The 14,746-nt window shown below is 64.6% G+C and carries 17 protein-coding genes; 12 read left to right on the top strand and 5 right to left on the bottom strand.

Annotation, left to right across the window (positions count from 1 at the left end; all coding sequences use genetic code 11):
• The first annotated feature begins 110 nt into the window (after positions 1–110).
• Together ABIE56_RS00490 and ABIE56_RS00485 are read left to right on the top strand one after the other, a co-directional pair.
• Positions 111–935: a restriction endonuclease gene (locus ABIE56_RS00490; RefSeq protein WP_429241866.1), complete on the top strand. Its 825-nt coding sequence runs from the start codon at positions 111–113 to the stop codon at positions 933–935.
• A gap of 99 nt (positions 936–1,034) precedes the next feature.
• Complete coding sequence (locus ABIE56_RS00485) at positions 1,035–1,358, top strand: carboxypeptidase-like regulatory domain-containing protein (RefSeq protein WP_429241865.1); 324 nt, start codon at positions 1,035–1,037, stop codon at positions 1,356–1,358.
• Between the two features lie 93 nt (positions 1,359–1,451).
• Here ABIE56_RS00485 and ABIE56_RS00480 read toward each other — a convergent pair whose 3' ends face one another.
• The 3 genes from ABIE56_RS00480 to ABIE56_RS00470 all read right to left on the bottom strand — a co-directional run bounded on the left by ABIE56_RS00480 (position 1,452) and on the right by ABIE56_RS00470 (position 3,452).
• Complete coding sequence (locus tag ABIE56_RS00480) at positions 1,452–2,198, bottom strand: glucose 1-dehydrogenase (protein ID WP_429241864.1); 747 nt, start codon at positions 2,196–2,198, stop codon at positions 1,452–1,454.
• A 112-nt stretch (positions 2,199–2,310) separates the two neighbouring features.
• Positions 2,311–3,135: a DUF5694 domain-containing protein gene (locus ABIE56_RS00475; protein WP_429241863.1), complete on the bottom strand. Its 825-nt coding sequence runs from the start codon at positions 3,133–3,135 to the stop codon at positions 2,311–2,313.
• 128 nt (positions 3,136–3,263) lie between these two features.
• Entirely contained in the window at positions 3,264–3,452 is a 189-nt protein-coding gene (locus tag ABIE56_RS00470) for a hypothetical protein (protein ID WP_429241862.1), read from the bottom strand.
• 39 nt (positions 3,453–3,491) lie between these two features.
• Between ABIE56_RS00470 and ABIE56_RS00465 the strand changes: the two genes are divergently transcribed.
• Genes ABIE56_RS00465 through ABIE56_RS00450 form a run of 4 tightly spaced genes read left to right on the top strand, consistent with a single transcriptional unit; the run spans position 3,492 to position 8,108 of the window.
• Positions 3,492–4,556 (top strand): HlyD family secretion protein, encoded by a 1,065-nt coding sequence (locus ABIE56_RS00465; RefSeq protein ID WP_429241861.1) that lies wholly within the window; start codon positions 3,492–3,494, stop codon positions 4,554–4,556.
• Positions 4,553–6,091 carry a DHA2 family efflux MFS transporter permease subunit gene (locus ABIE56_RS00460; protein ID WP_429241860.1) on the top strand — a complete coding sequence of 513 codons (1,539 nt, stop codon included), beginning with the start codon at positions 4,553–4,555 and terminating at the stop codon, positions 6,089–6,091. The genes ABIE56_RS00465 and ABIE56_RS00460 overlap by 4 nt, the downstream gene beginning before the upstream one ends.
• Positions 6,081–7,538, top strand: coding sequence for an efflux transporter outer membrane subunit (locus tag ABIE56_RS00455; protein ID WP_429241859.1), 1,458 nt, complete (start codon positions 6,081–6,083; stop codon positions 7,536–7,538). Before ABIE56_RS00460 ends, ABIE56_RS00455 begins: the two co-directional genes overlap by 11 nt.
• 3 nt (positions 7,539–7,541) lie before the next feature.
• The gene (locus ABIE56_RS00450) at positions 7,542–8,108 is read left to right on the top strand and encodes a TetR/AcrR family transcriptional regulator (RefSeq protein ID WP_429241858.1); all 567 of its coding nucleotides are present in this window, start codon (positions 7,542–7,544) and stop codon (positions 8,106–8,108) included.
• 59 nt (positions 8,109–8,167) lie between these two features.
• Here ABIE56_RS00450 and ABIE56_RS00445 read toward each other — a convergent pair whose 3' ends face one another.
• Together ABIE56_RS00445 and ABIE56_RS00440 are read right to left on the bottom strand one after the other, a co-directional pair.
• Positions 8,168–10,465 (bottom strand): diguanylate cyclase domain-containing protein, encoded by a 2,298-nt coding sequence (locus tag ABIE56_RS00445; RefSeq protein WP_429241857.1) that lies wholly within the window; start codon positions 10,463–10,465, stop codon positions 8,168–8,170.
• 112 nt (positions 10,466–10,577) lie between these two features.
• Positions 10,578–11,375 carry an exodeoxyribonuclease III gene (locus ABIE56_RS00440; protein ID WP_429241856.1) on the bottom strand — a complete coding sequence of 266 codons (798 nt, stop codon included), beginning with the start codon at positions 11,373–11,375 and terminating at the stop codon, positions 10,578–10,580.
• 131 nt (positions 11,376–11,506) lie between these two features.
• Here ABIE56_RS00440 and ABIE56_RS00435 point away from each other — a divergent pair, with 131 nt between their 5' ends.
• From ABIE56_RS00435 to ABIE56_RS00410, 6 genes are all read left to right on the top strand, one after another.
• Positions 11,507–11,659 (top strand): hypothetical protein, encoded by a 153-nt coding sequence (locus ABIE56_RS00435; protein WP_429241855.1) that lies wholly within the window; start codon positions 11,507–11,509, stop codon positions 11,657–11,659.
• Positions 11,660–11,665: 6 nt separating this feature from the next.
• Entirely contained in the window at positions 11,666–11,950 is a 285-nt protein-coding gene (locus tag ABIE56_RS00430; protein WP_429241854.1) for a hypothetical protein, read from the top strand.
• A 111-nt stretch (positions 11,951–12,061) separates the two neighbouring features.
• Positions 12,062–12,385 carry a YXWGXW repeat-containing protein gene (locus ABIE56_RS00425; protein ID WP_429241853.1) on the top strand — a complete coding sequence of 108 codons (324 nt, stop codon included), beginning with the start codon at positions 12,062–12,064 and terminating at the stop codon, positions 12,383–12,385.
• Between the two features lie 72 nt (positions 12,386–12,457).
• On the top strand, positions 12,458–13,444 hold the full coding sequence (gene tehA / locus ABIE56_RS00420) for a dicarboxylate transporter/tellurite-resistance protein TehA (protein WP_429241852.1): 987 nt from the start codon (positions 12,458–12,460) through the stop codon (positions 13,442–13,444).
• Positions 13,445–13,627: 183 nt separating this feature from the next.
• Positions 13,628–14,233, top strand: coding sequence for a hypothetical protein (locus tag ABIE56_RS00415; RefSeq protein ID WP_429241851.1), 606 nt, complete (start codon positions 13,628–13,630; stop codon positions 14,231–14,233).
• 175 nt (positions 14,234–14,408) lie between these two features.
• Positions 14,409–14,537, top strand: a complete 129-nt coding sequence (locus tag ABIE56_RS00410; protein WP_429241850.1) for a hypothetical protein — start codon at positions 14,409–14,411, stop codon at positions 14,535–14,537.
• Positions 14,538–14,746: the final 209 nt, after the last annotated feature.

Raw genomic sequence — 14,746 nt, 5'->3', positions numbered from 1 at the left:
CGTCCGGCAGCCGGCCAAGGGGGCCGCCACCCGGCAAGGGGAGCCAGCATGGAGTGTTGCCAGGGTGCCGGAAGGTGCCAGAGGGATATCGCGTGCGCCGGGTGCGCCGCATGAGCCGCTACGCGAAGCGCGTCAGCGAGCGATGGAATGACGCCCTCAGCCGGGTGGGCTGGGCCGACTTCGAGCGGCGCGTCGGTGACTACTACGCAAGCCAGGGCTACCGCGTCGAGCACAGCGGCACCGGTAGCGGATTCGGCAACACCGATGGCGGCGTCGACCTGAAACTCTTCAGGGACGGCACGTTCATCGTTGTGCAATGCAAACACTGGAATGCGCTGCAGGTACCGCATAACCCGGTGCATGAACTGATCGGCGTGATGCACACGGCCGGGGCCAATGGCGCCATCCTGGTGACATCCGGCGAATTCACCCGTGCCGCGATCGAATCGGCATCCCGGTTCCCTGGTATTACGTTGGTCGATGGCGCTGCCGTGCGCGCGATGATCGGGCCGATCGACGAAGCAGCCTTGCAGGCCACGGGCCTTGTCAGCGTTCCATCGTCCGCGGGCGGCCTGGCTCCTCGTGCCCGGCGTGCGCGTATTGCTCGCAGGAAGGATGCCGCGATGTTCGCAGTGGCCATCGCGGCGACCGTTGCCAGCCTTTTCATCTACGCCCACCTTGTGCGCAAGGCCGCGATCCCGCCAAAACATGCCGGGCCGGTGGCGAGCCTTTCACCTGAGCACGGCAACCTGTCAGATGCCGCGCAGGCGGCGACAAGGGTAAAACCACTGGCCCAGGTGGCCGTGCCCAGCGGGCAGGCACCCGCGAGGGACAGCACGCCGCGCACGCCCGAGGAACTCAAGGCATGGGAGCGTGCGAATGCCGAGTCGATGAAGATTCTTGAGAAGACGACGCCGGCGCTGCAATCGCCGTAGCGTGTGTCTTGCTCAACAACGTGGTGTGCAAAACGCTACCCCGCCGTACGGGCCGGCTGGGTAGGATCTGAACGTCATCAACGAGAGGGGGAGTTGCTAGTGAAAGTGCGTCTTATGTTCGTGGGGCTGCTGGCCGTTGCCGCATCCGTTGCCGGTGCCCAGGGCACGGCTGGAAGCATCTTTGGCCATGGGCCGGCCGGCGGCTCCGTTACCGCGACAAGCTCGACCGGCGCCCAGCGTCATGCGGTGATCAATGGGCGGGGCCGCTACAGCCTCACGCCGCTGCCCATGGGAAGCTACAGCGTTAGCCTCGAGAAAGATGGCAAGGCTGTCGACACCCGCAAAAACGTGAACGTGGTGGTCGGCCGTGGCCTGCAAGTCGATTTCGCCTGCGAAAACGATAAGTGCGAGGAAGGCGGCTGAATCGCCGAACTCCCGGATCGCGAGCAAGCTCGCTCCTACAACAGCGGATAACGCACTCGTGTAGGAGCGTGCTTGCACGCGATGCTTTTCCCTTTAGCGCATGCCACCGGTAGCGAGGATCTTCTCGCCCGTCACCCAGCCCGCTTCATCGGAAGCAAGGAAGCTCACGATCGGCGCAATATCGGTGACTTGGCCAATGCGGCCGAGCGGGGTCTGGCCTTCGGCCCACGCCTGGAAGTCCGAACCGACGAAACCCGCGGTGTGTGTGCCTTCGGTTTCGACCATACCCGGGTTCACCGAGTTCACGCGGATGCCGCGCGGGCCCAGTTCGCGCGAGAGCACGCCCGTGATCGCATCGAGCGCACCCTTGGTGCCGGTGTAGATGGCGGTTTCCGCCGGGACGATCGTGGTCACGCCCGAACCGATATTGATAACGCTGCCGCCCTTGCCCAGGTGCGGGGAGGCGGCCCGGGTGACTAGCAACGGGCCGAGGACGTTGATGTCGAACATGCGGCGGAACAGGGCTTCGGTGGTGTTCTCGACCGAGGCGAACTCGTAAACGCCCGAATTGTTCACGACGACGTCGAGGCGGCCGAACGCATCGATGGCGGCGGCAACCAGCTTAGCGGCGTCCGCTTCCTTCGAGACATCGGCACCCACGGCTACTGCTTTGCCGCCTGCGGCCTTGATCTCGGCCACGACCTTCTCGGCGCCTTCCTTGCTGGAGGCATAGTTGACGACGACGCTGGCGCCATCGGCAGCCAGCGCCTTCGCGATACCGGCACCAATCCCCTTCGATGCGCCCGTGACGATGGCGACTTTATCTTTCAGCTTGCTCATGGTGGTTTCCTGGATGGCATGGTCGGCTCGACGTGAGCCGCCTGCACCTATCTCTGGGGCCAGCCATCAGGCGCTGTGATACCTCGCGGGGAAAAGCACCTTTGCCTGCTCGTCACGGATGCATGGCTTTTAAATACGCATAGGTATCTGTCAGTTCAAAAATCCCGGACTCGGTGGCGTCCTTGCGCAGGTGGGGACCGTGGCCCGAGCCATAGATGACAAGAATGCGGTCACCCGGCTTCGTGGCCAGTTCGCGGATGTGCGTGAAAATACGCAGGTTGCGCGCGTACCACTGGCCCACCCAGGCCGCGCCCGGGTTGTTGGTGTCGGTGCCGAACAAGGCCATATCAAAGTAACCAGCTTCGTCTTTGTGCATCCGTTGCGGATCGTTCCAAAGCTGGTACCACTGCAGGATGGAATGATCCTTAAGGTACGCCGTGTCGCGCGCGGCACCGTCCTTCAGGTCCTTCACCAACTTGTCGAGCTGCGTGCCCTTGCCGTTCGCCTTTGCCCAAGCCATCCAGTCGTAGTCGGCATCCGTGCCGGGTGCCTCCTCGTTCCAATCCACGGCATCCACGCGTGGCAGGCCCAGCTTCTTCGCGAGGCGAAGGCCAATCTGGTCCGATTCCTCCGCCGTCAGCTTGTAGGTGCCCGCGCGATAAGCGGCGTAGCGTTCATCGAGCTGAGCCTGCTTTGCATGCGGGAACTCAATGGCTATGTGGGTCGGCTTCCATGTGGCGAGCTGGTCCACGAGGCTCTCGAGCTCCGCCTGGCGCTTCGGGGCCAACACGTCTTCGACGCGTTCGTTCGCGATATCGCGATTGTGGTTCGCGAGGTGAGCGGAACCGAGAAACATCATCGTGGGCTTTTCCTGCGCGGCGGCGATACCCAGCGGGGCGAGGGCGAGCAGTGAGACCAGTATCCAGCGGTGCGTCATCAGTGTGTCCTTCCTGTGGTGGCGTAAGCGAGTGGGATGCATGCGGCGGTGCAGGGGTTGCCGTGACTGATGGCACAACGGCGCTACCGATATGAATAAACGGTGGGGCCGGGAAAGCGAGACGTCCGTCACGCTTCGCGGCAGTGGGCACCGGGCAGGATGGGGTTGCCTGGCGTCCCCCCGGAATCCCCCATCGCCAGGTCCAGCGCCGTCCGGTCCATCAGCCGGGTCGGCGCTTTTTTTTGGCGGAAGCCCAATAAAACCCGGGGAAAAGTATTTTTCACCATGCCCCCTTGAATCAAGGTGACTCCGGTCATAGAAGTACGAGCATAATTCAACTGCTGAAGGGTACGCCCGTGTCCGCTGTCATCGATTCACCCGCCGCCCCGGTCCGGCGCACCAAGCCCCTCAAGCTCGCGGCAGGTGCCGTCGTGCTTGTCGGCGTCCTCGCCTACGGCGCCCACTGGTGGACCACCGGTCGCTTTATCCAGGACACCGATGACGCCTACGTCGGCGGCGACGTCACCGTCATCGGGTCCAAGGTCCCCGGCTATATCCAGACCGTCGCCGTCACCGATAACCAGGCTGTCCACAAGGGCGACCTGCTCATCCGCATAGACGACCGTGACTACCGCGCCGCCGTCGCCAAGGCCGATGCCGCCGTCGAAGCTCAGGAAGCCACGCTACGCAACCTGGATGCCGTCGCCGCCCTGCAGCAGAGCGTTATCCACCAGGCCGAAGCCGGCAAAGCCGGCGCTGATGCGGAAGCCAACCGCGCGCGCCTGGACGACACCCGTTACGGCGATCTCGTCAGCCGCTCAGCCGTCTCCGTGGAAGCCGCCCAGCGTGCCCGGGCCGCCGCGCAGACCGCTGATGCCGACCGGCAAAAGGCGAGTGCCGCTGTCGAGGCCGCGCGTCGCCAGCTCGATGTGATCGACACCCAGAAACACCAGGCCGAGGCGGCGCTCGCCCAGGCGAAGGCCCAGGCCGATAGCGCGCACCTCGATCTGTCCTACACCGAAGTACGCGCACCCGTGGACGGTACGATCGGCAACCGCCGCGCACGCGTGGGTGCGTTCGTTTCGGCCGGTAGCCCGATGCTCGCCGTCGTACCCGCACACGGCCTTTGGGTGGACGCGAACTTCAAGGAAGACCAGCTCGCGCGCATGAAGGTGGGGCAGGGCGTGGAAGTACGCGCCGACGTCATGCCAGACCATCCGTTCCGCGGCCACATCGCATCGTTGGCGCCGGCCACGGGTGCGCAGTTCAGCGTGCTGCCGCCGGAAAACGCCACCGGCAACTTCACCAAGATCGTGCAGCGTGTTCCCGTGCGCGTGGCGCTGGATGGCAAGGATGGTGACCTGGGCCTGCTGCGCCCCGGCCTTTCGGTCACGGCTACCGTTGATACCAACGCGCCATGAGCCCCGTTGCGCACCTCTCTCCCGGCCAGAAGATCTTTGCCTTCGCCAGCATGTGCGTGGGCATGTTCATCGCACTGCTGGATATCCAGATCGTCTCGGCCTCGCTGCGCGATATCGGCGGTGGTTTGTCGGCGGGCGCGGATGATACCGCCTGGGTGCAGACCAGCTACCTGATCGCCGAGATCGTGGTTATCCCGCTTTCCGGATGGCTCTCGCGTGTGTTCTCGACCCGTTGGCTGTTCGCGGTCTCAGCGGCCGGCTTCACCCTGACCAGCCTGCTGTGCGGCATCGCCTGGGATATCCAGAGCATGATCGTGTTCCGTGCCGCCCAGGGCTTCATCGGCGGTTCGATGATCCCGATGGTGTTCACCACGGCATTCGTCTTCTTCGAAGGTAAGCAGCGTGTCATCGCCGCGGCGACGATCGGTGCACTGGCCTCGCTCGCGCCGACCATGGGCCCCACGCTGGGTGGCTGGATTACCGATAACTATTCGTGGCACTGGCTGTTCTTCATCAACCTGGTCCCGGGCATCTTCGTGACGGTGGCGGTGCCTGCGCTGGTCAAGATCGATGAGCCCGACCTCGGTCTGCTGAAGCTCGGCGACTGGGCTGGCATCGTCCTGATCGCTCTGTTCCTGGGCTGCCTTGAGTACACGCTTGAAGAGGGCCCGCGCTGGAACTGGATGGAAGACAGCGTGATTCGCACGACCGCGTGGACCGCGGCGATCGCGGGCGTCCTGTTCGTCTGGCGCGAGCTCACCGCGGAGCACCCGGTAGTCGACCTGCGTGCCTTGAAGGACCGCAACTTCGCGCTGGGTTCGTTCTTCTCATTCGTCACAGGCATTGGCTTGTTCGCCACCATTTACCTCACGCCGTTGTTCCTCGGCCGCGTGGAGGGCTACAGCGCGTTCCAGATCGGCAAGGCCGTGTTCTCCACGGGCGTGTTCCAGATCCTGACCATTCCCGTCTACACGTTCCTGGCGAACCGGGTGGACCTGCGCTGGCTGATGATGGTGGGCATGGCGCTGTTTGCCATCTCGATGTTCGAGTTCACGCCTATCACTCACGACTGGAGCGGCACCGAACTGTTGCTTCCGCAGGCCCTGCGTGGCGCCGCACAACAGCTGGCCGTGCCACCGGTAGTCACGCTTACCCTGGGTGGCCTGGCGCCGGCACGGCTCCGCCATGCCTCGGGCTTGTTCAACACCATGCGTAACCTGGGTGGCGCCATTGGCATTGCCGCATGCGCAACGATCCTCAACGACCGCACCAACCTGCATTTCCAGCGCCTGGCCGAACACCTGACGCCGGCCAACGAAGCGATGAACAGCCTGCTCACCGGCCTGGATGGCGCGGCACAGAACTCCCAGGCAGCCCTTCGTGAGCTATGGCAGCTCGCCTACCGCGAAGCGCAGACCATGACTTACAGCGATGCCTTCTTCTCCATCATGTTGTGCTTCGTGCTTGCGACGGCCATGGTGCCGCTCATGCGCAAGGTACAGCCCCCGAAAGGTCCTTCCGCCGATGCGCACTAAACTGCTCCCCCTGATCCTTCCCCTGGTGCTGGCCGGATGCACGGTTGGCCCCGATTATGTGAAGCCGAGCCTGCCGGTGGCGCCGATATGGCACCAGCAAGCCGCCCTCGACCAACGCGTGGCTGAGGCCCCTGCACCTGCGCTGGAGGCGTGGTGGAATGGCTTTGATGATCCTGAACTGAGCGCCATCATCGGCCGCGTGATTGACCAGAACCTGGACCTGGCGGCATCCGCCGCACGCGTAAAGCAGGCCAGCGCCGCGGCGCAGTATGCGCACGCCGACCGGATGCCACAGGGCAGCCTGGATGCGAACGCCGCACGCCTGCGCCAGTCCGAGCGTAGCCCGCTAGGTAAGTTGGCCAGCCCGCAGCCCGGTTATGAGCGCAACCAGACGTATGAAGACCTGGGTGTGGGCGCCAGCTGGGAGCTGGACCTGGCCGGCGGCCTGCGCCGTGGCGACGAAGCCGCAAGCGCCGCATGGCAGGCTGCGGAGGCCACGCACGCCGGCGTGCGGATCACGCTGGTGGCCGAAGCCGCGGATGCCTACTTCCGCGTTCGCGGCGCGCAGGCACGGATCGCCATTGCCAACGAACAGATAAACAACGAACAGGGCCTGGTCGATCTGGTGCACTTGCGCCAGCAGAACGGCCTGGGCACCGAGCGTGAATCGGCGCAGGCCGAGGCGCTGTTGCTCCAGGCGCAAGGTACGGTGCCTCCGCTGCAGGCGGAGCTTGATACCCAGCTCAATCGCCTGGATGTCCTGATGGGTGCCGCCCCCGGCACGTACGCGAAGGAGATTGCGTCCGCCGAAAAACCATTCCACATCCCCACGGTGGATGGGGCAGGTGGCCCGGCATCCCTGCTGCGCCGCCGTCCGGACGTGATCGCCGCCGAGCGGGAACTCGCGGCAAGCAACGCCCGGATCGGTGTGGCCCTGTCGCAGTACTATCCGCAGGTATCGTTGTCGGGTCTGCTTGGCTTCGCCACACTGGATAGCGGGAAACTGCTGACCGGCTCGGCCTTCCAGTCGCAAGGCGCGTTGGGTTTGCACTGGCGCCTGTTTGATTTTGGCCGGGTGGATGCCGATGTAAAGGAGGCCCGTGGCGCCAACGCCGAGGCCCTGGCGAAGTACCGTGGATCCATGCTCAAGGCGACCGAGGATGTGGAGAACGCCATCGTGGCGTTGACCCAGCTTGAAGCGCAGCATGGCATGCTGGAAAACGAAGTGGCGGCGCACGTGCGGGCGCGCGATGCGGCGCAGGATGCTTACAAGGGCGGGGCGGTGAGCTTGCTGGAGGTGCTGGATGAAGACCGCCAGCTGCTGGCCTCGCGCGATTTGCTGGCCCGTGTGCGGACGGACGATGCCCGCGCCGCGGTGGGCGCGTTCCGCGCCCTGGGCGGTGGTTGGGACGTACCTGCCGACAAGGTGGCCGATGTTTCGAGGTGAACCATGCGATATGCGAAAGACCACAAGGAAAAGACTCGCCAGCGCATCATCGAAGTCGCTGCGCAGAATTTTCGCGAACGCGGCTTTGAAGGCGAGGGCATTGCCTCGGTGATGCAGAGCGCCGGCCTGACCAACGGCGCGTTCTTCAATCATTTCACATCGAAGGAAGACCTGGCCCGTGAGGTCGTGGCTTATGCCATGGCCGAGCGCCTGGACTTCCTCAATGAGCGTATCGAGAAGGGTGGAAACACGGCCGCCTACATCGAGTCGTACCTGTCGACGCGGCATCGGGATAACCCCCAGCAGGGCTGCCCGATCGCTACGCTGGTGGCGGATGTCTCCCGGCGCTCCGAGCCGGTGCGCGAGGCCTTTGCCGAGGGCATGGATGCCCTGGTCAGCCGCCTGGCCGAGCAGTGGCCTGCGCTTCCGAAAGACGAGTCGCGTGCAAAGGCGATTGCGTTGTACGCCTTGATCAACGGGGCGCTACAGATGGCTCGTGCCACGAAAGATGGCGCGCTATCGGATGAAATCCTCGAGGCCGGCAAGCGTTCCGCGCTTGCGCTGTTGTAGGAGCGCGCTTGCGCTCGATAAGCGCTCGCGACAACGCCGAATCGCGCGCAAGCGCGCTCCTACAGGACGGCGATTTTGTTCTTGCCGGTGGCTTTGGCTTCGTACAGGGCATCATCGGCGCGGCGGACGAGCGCGAGGGCGTCGACGCCATGCTGGGGTGCCGTCGCAGTGCCCACGCTGAGCGTGACATGCAGTGGCAAACCGTTCCAGAAAAACGGCTGGCTGGCGGCGTCCACGAAATCCTCAGCGCGCACCATGGCCTCGCGCAGTGAAATCGGCGGCGCCAGGAGTGCGACGAATTCATCGCCTCCCAGCCGACACACGGTATCGGCCTTGCGCGTGCGGCGGAGCAGGCGTTCGGCGAACTGGCGCAGCAACTCATCGCCGGCGGCATGACCGTGCACGTCATTGACCGCCTTGAACCCATCCAGGTCCATGTACAGCACGGCGAGGCTATCGGTCGCCCTGAGGTGGGCGAGTGCAGCCTTCAGGCGCTCTTCAAAGACCAGGCGATTAGGCAGGCCCGTCAGCGTGTCCGATTCGGCGAGCTGGCGCATGCGGTCGGCGACCGCCCGTGCCACGGAGACATCGCGTAGCACCAGTACCCCGCCGACGACGTGGCCGTCGCGGTCGCGAATGGGGGCGGCGACATCCTCGATATCCAGTCGCGTGCCATCGGCCAGAAGCAACTGACGTGGCTGGAGCATGTCGACCGTACGCTCCTCCGCGATCGCCCTGAGCAGGGAACTGTCGCTGGGCTGGTCGTGCATGTCGCGAAGATGGACGACCGATTCGATGGGCATGCCACGGGCGCGCATGGTCGGGCGCAGCAGCAACGACTCCGCACGCTGGTTGAGGAACGTGATGGTGCCGGTGGTATCGGTGGTGAGGACGGCGTCGCCGATCGAGTCCAGCGTGACTTGCGCCAGTTCCTTCGCCGCGAACAGGCTTTCTTCCAGCTTCTTGCGCTCGCTCACGTCGGTGACCATGACATAGAAGCCATGGAAGGCGCCGGCATCGTCAAACTCGGGTGTGTAGGTCACGTCCCCGGTGAAGTACTTGCCGTGCAGCTTCATCTGGTTCATCTCGAAGCGCACCGCTTGCCCGTGGTGTACGCGTGCGAGCATGGGCACCAGTCGCTGGTAGTTCGCATCGCCGACGAACTCACGCAAGGTCTGGCCGATACGCGGCGCGGCATCGCCGAACCACTGCCGGTACGTCGCGTTGACGAAACGGTATGTTTCATCCTGGTCCAGGCGGCCGATCAGGGCGGGAATCGCATCGGTCATGCGGCGCAGGCGCTTGCGCGAGTGGTCGAGCTCTTCCTGCAGCATCCTGGCCCCGGTGATGTCCTGCAGCACCGCGACAAAACCGCTGGTTGCGCCGTCATCCACGACCGGGGTCGCATGGGCATGGGCCCAGACCGTCAGCCGGTCTGTGCCGTGGAAGCGAAATACCTGTTCGAAGCGTTTACCCTCGGTGACGAGCAGGCGCCAGGCTTCGAGCACGCGCTCGCGGTCGGCTTCCTCGATGTTCTCGCGCATGAAGGCCGCTACATCCCGGCCGGTCCGCGCTCCCACCCAGGCGTTGGCCTGTGCGTTCTGCCACTGGGGCACCCCGTAGGCATTCACATGGAACACGGCAAGAGGCGCGGCGTCGGTGAAGGCGTGGAGCTCGGCGCGCCCGCGCTGGGTGGCATCGAGCGCATCACGCCAGCCGTCCACGAGGCTGCGGGCCGTGTAGCGGGCGCGCCGCAGCGTGATCACCGACCACAGAACCAGGGCTACCAGCGCCACGCCGGCTACCGAGAGCACCAGGTCCTGGCGGAACTGGCCGCGCTGGAGCCGCATCCGCTCATACGCCGCCAGGGCAGTCACATCGCGGGCGACGGCGTCGTTACGCGACTGGTAGTCGGCACCCATGAGTTCTTCGATATGGCGCTGCCGCTCGGCGGCGGCCGAACGGGCGAGGAAGGGCGCCGCCGTATCAACCCGTTGCTGAAGGCTGGCGGCCAGCGCGGCGACCAGCGCCTTTTCGCGTGTATCACCACCGAGGCTTGCCTGCAGCGTGGCGACATGGCCTTCGCCCGAGGCTACCGCCTGGTGCCAGTTCATCGAGGCATTGGGATCGTCGCGCAGTACCCAGGCGCCGATCGCCGCCCGCATGTCATGGACATCCTGGCCGATGGCCTGGGTGGCGATCAGTACTTCATAGCGCTTGCTGACGATGCGCTGGGTGGCCAGAAGGCCCATGGCTGTCGCCACGCCAGCAAGGGTCAGGAGCACCACCAGGGCCACACTGGCTTTGCTGCTGCGATCGACTAGACGGGTGAGCCGTGCGTGACGCTCTTGGGGCATGGACGTGCTGGCGGGGGTGTTGCCGCGAATCTAGCAAACCCGCCGTGTCCTTGCTTCGCTTTTTTGGCCGTTCTGTGACGGTTCCCATGGCGGCCTTCACGTCCGGGGTGCCCTAGCGCCGCGGCTTAGCCGTGGCGGGGTCGCGAAGCTCCACCCAGGTGGGTGCGTGGTCGCTGGCTTTGGGCAGGTCGCGGACCCAGCGATCCACCCCGGCGTTCTTCAGGCGCTTTGCCAGGTCGGCGGAGAGGAGCAGGTGATCGATCCTCAGACCCCGGTCGCGCGGCCAGTGCTGGCGAAAATAGTCCCAGAACGTATAGATATGGGCATCCGGGTGCATCGCCCGCAGCGCGTCCGTCCAGCCCTGGGCGAGCAGGCGCGCATAGGCGTCGCGAGATTCGGGCTGCAGCAGGGCATCGCGCCGCCAGTTTTTCGGGTCGTAGATGTCGCCATCCGTAGGCACCACGTTGTAGTCGCCCGCCAGGACGACGGGGTATCCCGTATCGAAAAGCGGTTTCGCATAAGCGAGCAGGCGTTCAAACCATGCCAGCTTGTAATCGAACTTCGGCCCGGGGCGCGGGTTGCCGTTCGGCAGGTAGATAGAGCCGACCAGGACGCCGTGGGCGAGCGCCTCGATATAGCGGCTATGCACATCCTTCTCGTCGCCCGGGAGGCTGCGCCGGCTTTCGATCGGGTCCTCGCTGCGGGAGAGGATGGCCACCCCGTTCCACGACGCCTGTCCCGACCAGACCGCACCGTAGCCGGCGTTATGGATGGCCTGCAGTGGGAAGCCCTTGTCGGGCGACTTCAGTTCCTGCAGGCAGGCGACATCGGGTTGTTCTCGTTTGAGCCACTCCAGCAAATGCGGCAAGCGGGCGGTGATCCCGTTGACGTTGAAGGTCGCGATCTTCATGGCCGTACTCTCCGTTCGCAGGCGTGGATGGCGAGTGATGGCACACCGCGTATCAACGTGGCCGTCACGGCGACAGCACCCGGCCTTCAACCTGTCACGTAGACGCTGCTGGTACGTACGAGGAGCACGTCATGGCAAATGAGAAGAATGCACCCCCAAAACATCCCGGGCAGAACGATCCGCCGGAGCGCCCGCGCGACCCAACCCGGCCTCGCGAAACGGATGCATCGGGCGACCCGAAGGACGGTACAGGCGAAGACAACCACACGCAGAAGGGCGGCTAGGACATCATGCTGCAGCTCAATCCCCCGCTTCCGCTGAATACACCCAAGGGCGAAGGCTTCGCTCATTTCCTCATCGATTACGGCCCCGAGTCCGACCTTTACTGGACGGTGTTCATCACCGAAACGGGTGAGATCTGGACCTTTTCGAACAGGGATGTGCGGGCATCGAAGAACATCACCCTCGGCCGGACATCACCATCGATCCCCCGGGCGGCCGCCCGGCGTGGCGACGCAGGGGAAGGGCGCGAACGTGCGGTCGTCCCGCTGAGCGCCAAGGAAAGTGTGAAGTGACCGGTCCCGCGCCATGAATGCCTGCCGAACGCCGGGGCCGTAGCCGCCAACGAAATGGCCAGGAAAGCGTTGGGTCGTTTTACTCTCGCCCTTTGCTACCTGAGGATTCCCATGCGCCCAGCGATCGCCACGCCCCTCCTGGCCCTCGCCGTCACCCTCTCACTGGCTGCCTGTGCCCCCGCGCCGCGCCTGGCGCGCAATGAGACACTTGTGGTCGTGACCCACGAGCCCCCCGGGGAATACGCCGAGGATGCCCCGGCCGATCGCCCCGGCTGGGTGTGGGCGCACGGATACTGGGGTTGGAACGGTCATGACTATGAGGCGGTGCGTGGCCACTGGGAGCGCGACCGCCCCGGCTACCACTACGTCCATCCCTATTGGGAAAACCGCAAGGGCAAATGGGTATTGCATGCCGGCATCTGGGCCAAGGACTGACAACGGCATTTGCCAATACGCCCTGGGGTGAGGCCAAGATAGTGGGCGCGTTCGCGACCCCCGAGGCCTCCCATGGTATTGCGCCGTTCCATACCCGCTTCCTTCTTCGGCATGGTCCTGGGCCTGGTGGGCCTGGGCGGCAACTGGCGTAACGCGAGCCATCTGTGGGGCGTGCCGCCGGTGATCGGCGAAGCCATCATGACGGTGGCCTTCGTGGTGTGGGCCGTGCTGATCACGTGCTACGCGATGAAATGGCTCGGCCACAGGGAAGCCGCGCTCGAAGAGGTAAGGCACCCGGTGCAGTGCTGCTTCATTGGGTTGGTGCCGGCAACCACCGCATTGATGGGTGTGGTGCTGGCGCCGCATGCCCATGCGCTCGCGGTGGTTGCCCTTGTGGTCGGCGGCGTTGGCCATGTCCTCTTCAGCGTGTGGCGCGTTGGCGACATGCTGCAAGGCGGCCGCGAAATCACCACGGTGACGCCGGTCATCTACCTGCCATCGGTGGCCGGTAATTTCATCACCGCGATTACCGCGGGTACCCTGGGCTACGCGTCCTGGGGCATCCTGTTCCTCGGGGCAGGGGTGTTCATGTGGCTGGCGCTGGAGTCGGTCATTGTCAACCGGCTGTTCCACGCGCAGGCGTTGCCCGTCGCACTGCGCCCCACGCTTGGCATCCAGCTGGCGCCTCCTGTCGTTGCCGTGGCTGCCTGGCTGGCGAACACTCAGGGCACACCGGAGCTGCTCGTGCAAGCGGCGTGGGGATACGGCCTGTTGCAGTTCTTCATGCTGATCCGGTTGTTGCCATGGATTTCGAAGCAACCGTTTGCACCGAGCTACTGGGCCTTCACCTTCGGCCTCACCGCGCTTTCGGGTACGGCGATCACGATGGTGAGTCGCGGAGTGACGGGTGCGATCGCAGACGCTGCACCGGTGTTATTCGTTATCACTAACGTGGTGCTGGCGATCATCATATTCGGCACCATCGTGCGCGCGGCACAGGATAAACTGCTGCCCCCAGCCGCGGTCGCACAGGCAACGAGCGTACCGGCTACCAAATGATGAAACTGCGCATATCGCGAATATGCCGAACGGATTAAAGCCATGTTCCGATGTGCCGTTACGCTAGATCCGGCATCGCCCATTTCCCCCAGATGCCGGCTTTATGCGCCGTTGCGAATGCGAGTTCGCTACGGCGTTTTTTTGTTGCGCATGCTTGCATTCGCCGCAGTGCTTGGTAGCCCCATGCATGCGCATGCCGAAGGCGGCAGCTATAACGTCGACGATGCCTCGGTCGTGGGTGCCGGGAAATGCCAGCTGGAGTCGTGGTTGCGCGAGTGGTCGCACGGCAGCAACGGCTTGTATGCCGTACCCGCGTGCGGTGCGGGTCCGGTCGAATTCGGTGTGACGCTCAACACGGGGCACGGGATAGCAGGGCCTGGTATCAATCCCTCCATCAAGTGGCAGTTGCGCAATGGCGATGACAAGGGTGTTGGCGTCGCCGTGGCGACGGCGGCGACCTGGTTGCACGGGCGCAGGGACGATGCGCAAGCCTATGTCGCCACGACGTTCGGCATCGATGATGCACGGCGCTGGATGGTCGCGATTAATGCGGGTGCAGACCGCGTGCGTGGTGAATCGGCTTACGCGCTCTACGGCGTTGGCCTGGACTTCTCGCTGACCACGCGCTGGACGTTGCTGGTCGAGCGCATGTGGACCCACCGCACGATCACCGACCAGGGCGGCGTGCGCCTGAACTTCGGCGACTCCAGCCTGGATCTGGTCGTGGGTAGCGAGCGGAGCCCGCATGCGGAGCACTGGATCAACATCGGTTGGAATGCTGCCTTCTAATCGCTGGCCATTGCTGCTGCGCAACAGAAAAAACCGATCTAAAACCGCTTGTTGACGCGGATTTTATGGTGCGCTATATCTTGTCGAAGCGCCGCATTGCCATTGCGTACGGCGTCTTCCGCGAGGGGTCACCATGCGACACCGCAGTCACAATCCAGCACATCCGGGTTGCGCCATGGCGGAGCCGTCGTTCCCGTTCGTGCAGGCCGACGGCCAGCCGATCCTTTCCCGCGCCAAGCTCAGCGCCCTGCGTTCGCGGGGCAAATCCCTTGCCGGTTATTCCCCGCCGCGCCACGCCTGCTGATCCGTTTTCCTGATCGGCCTCCCTTCCTGATGGGTTCGCGCCTGCGCGCGGACATGTCGTGATGCACGCCTGATGGCGGCCCCTGGCCGCGTGCAGGGCGTACGCGCACGTCGAAGGTCGCTGGTCAGCTCAATCCGCAACACAGGCGGAGGGCCTTGTGTTGTCTTCAGCGACACTTTCCGGGGTGGGGTGCATTGTGCGTAACAATC

Origin of the sequence: Luteibacter sp. 621 (assembly GCF_050435445.1) — a bacterium.
Lineage (GTDB): Bacteria > Pseudomonadota > Gammaproteobacteria > Xanthomonadales > Rhodanobacteraceae > Luteibacter.
Note: the sequence above shows the minus strand (reverse complement) of the source record. Positions and strands in the feature narration are given on the sequence as shown.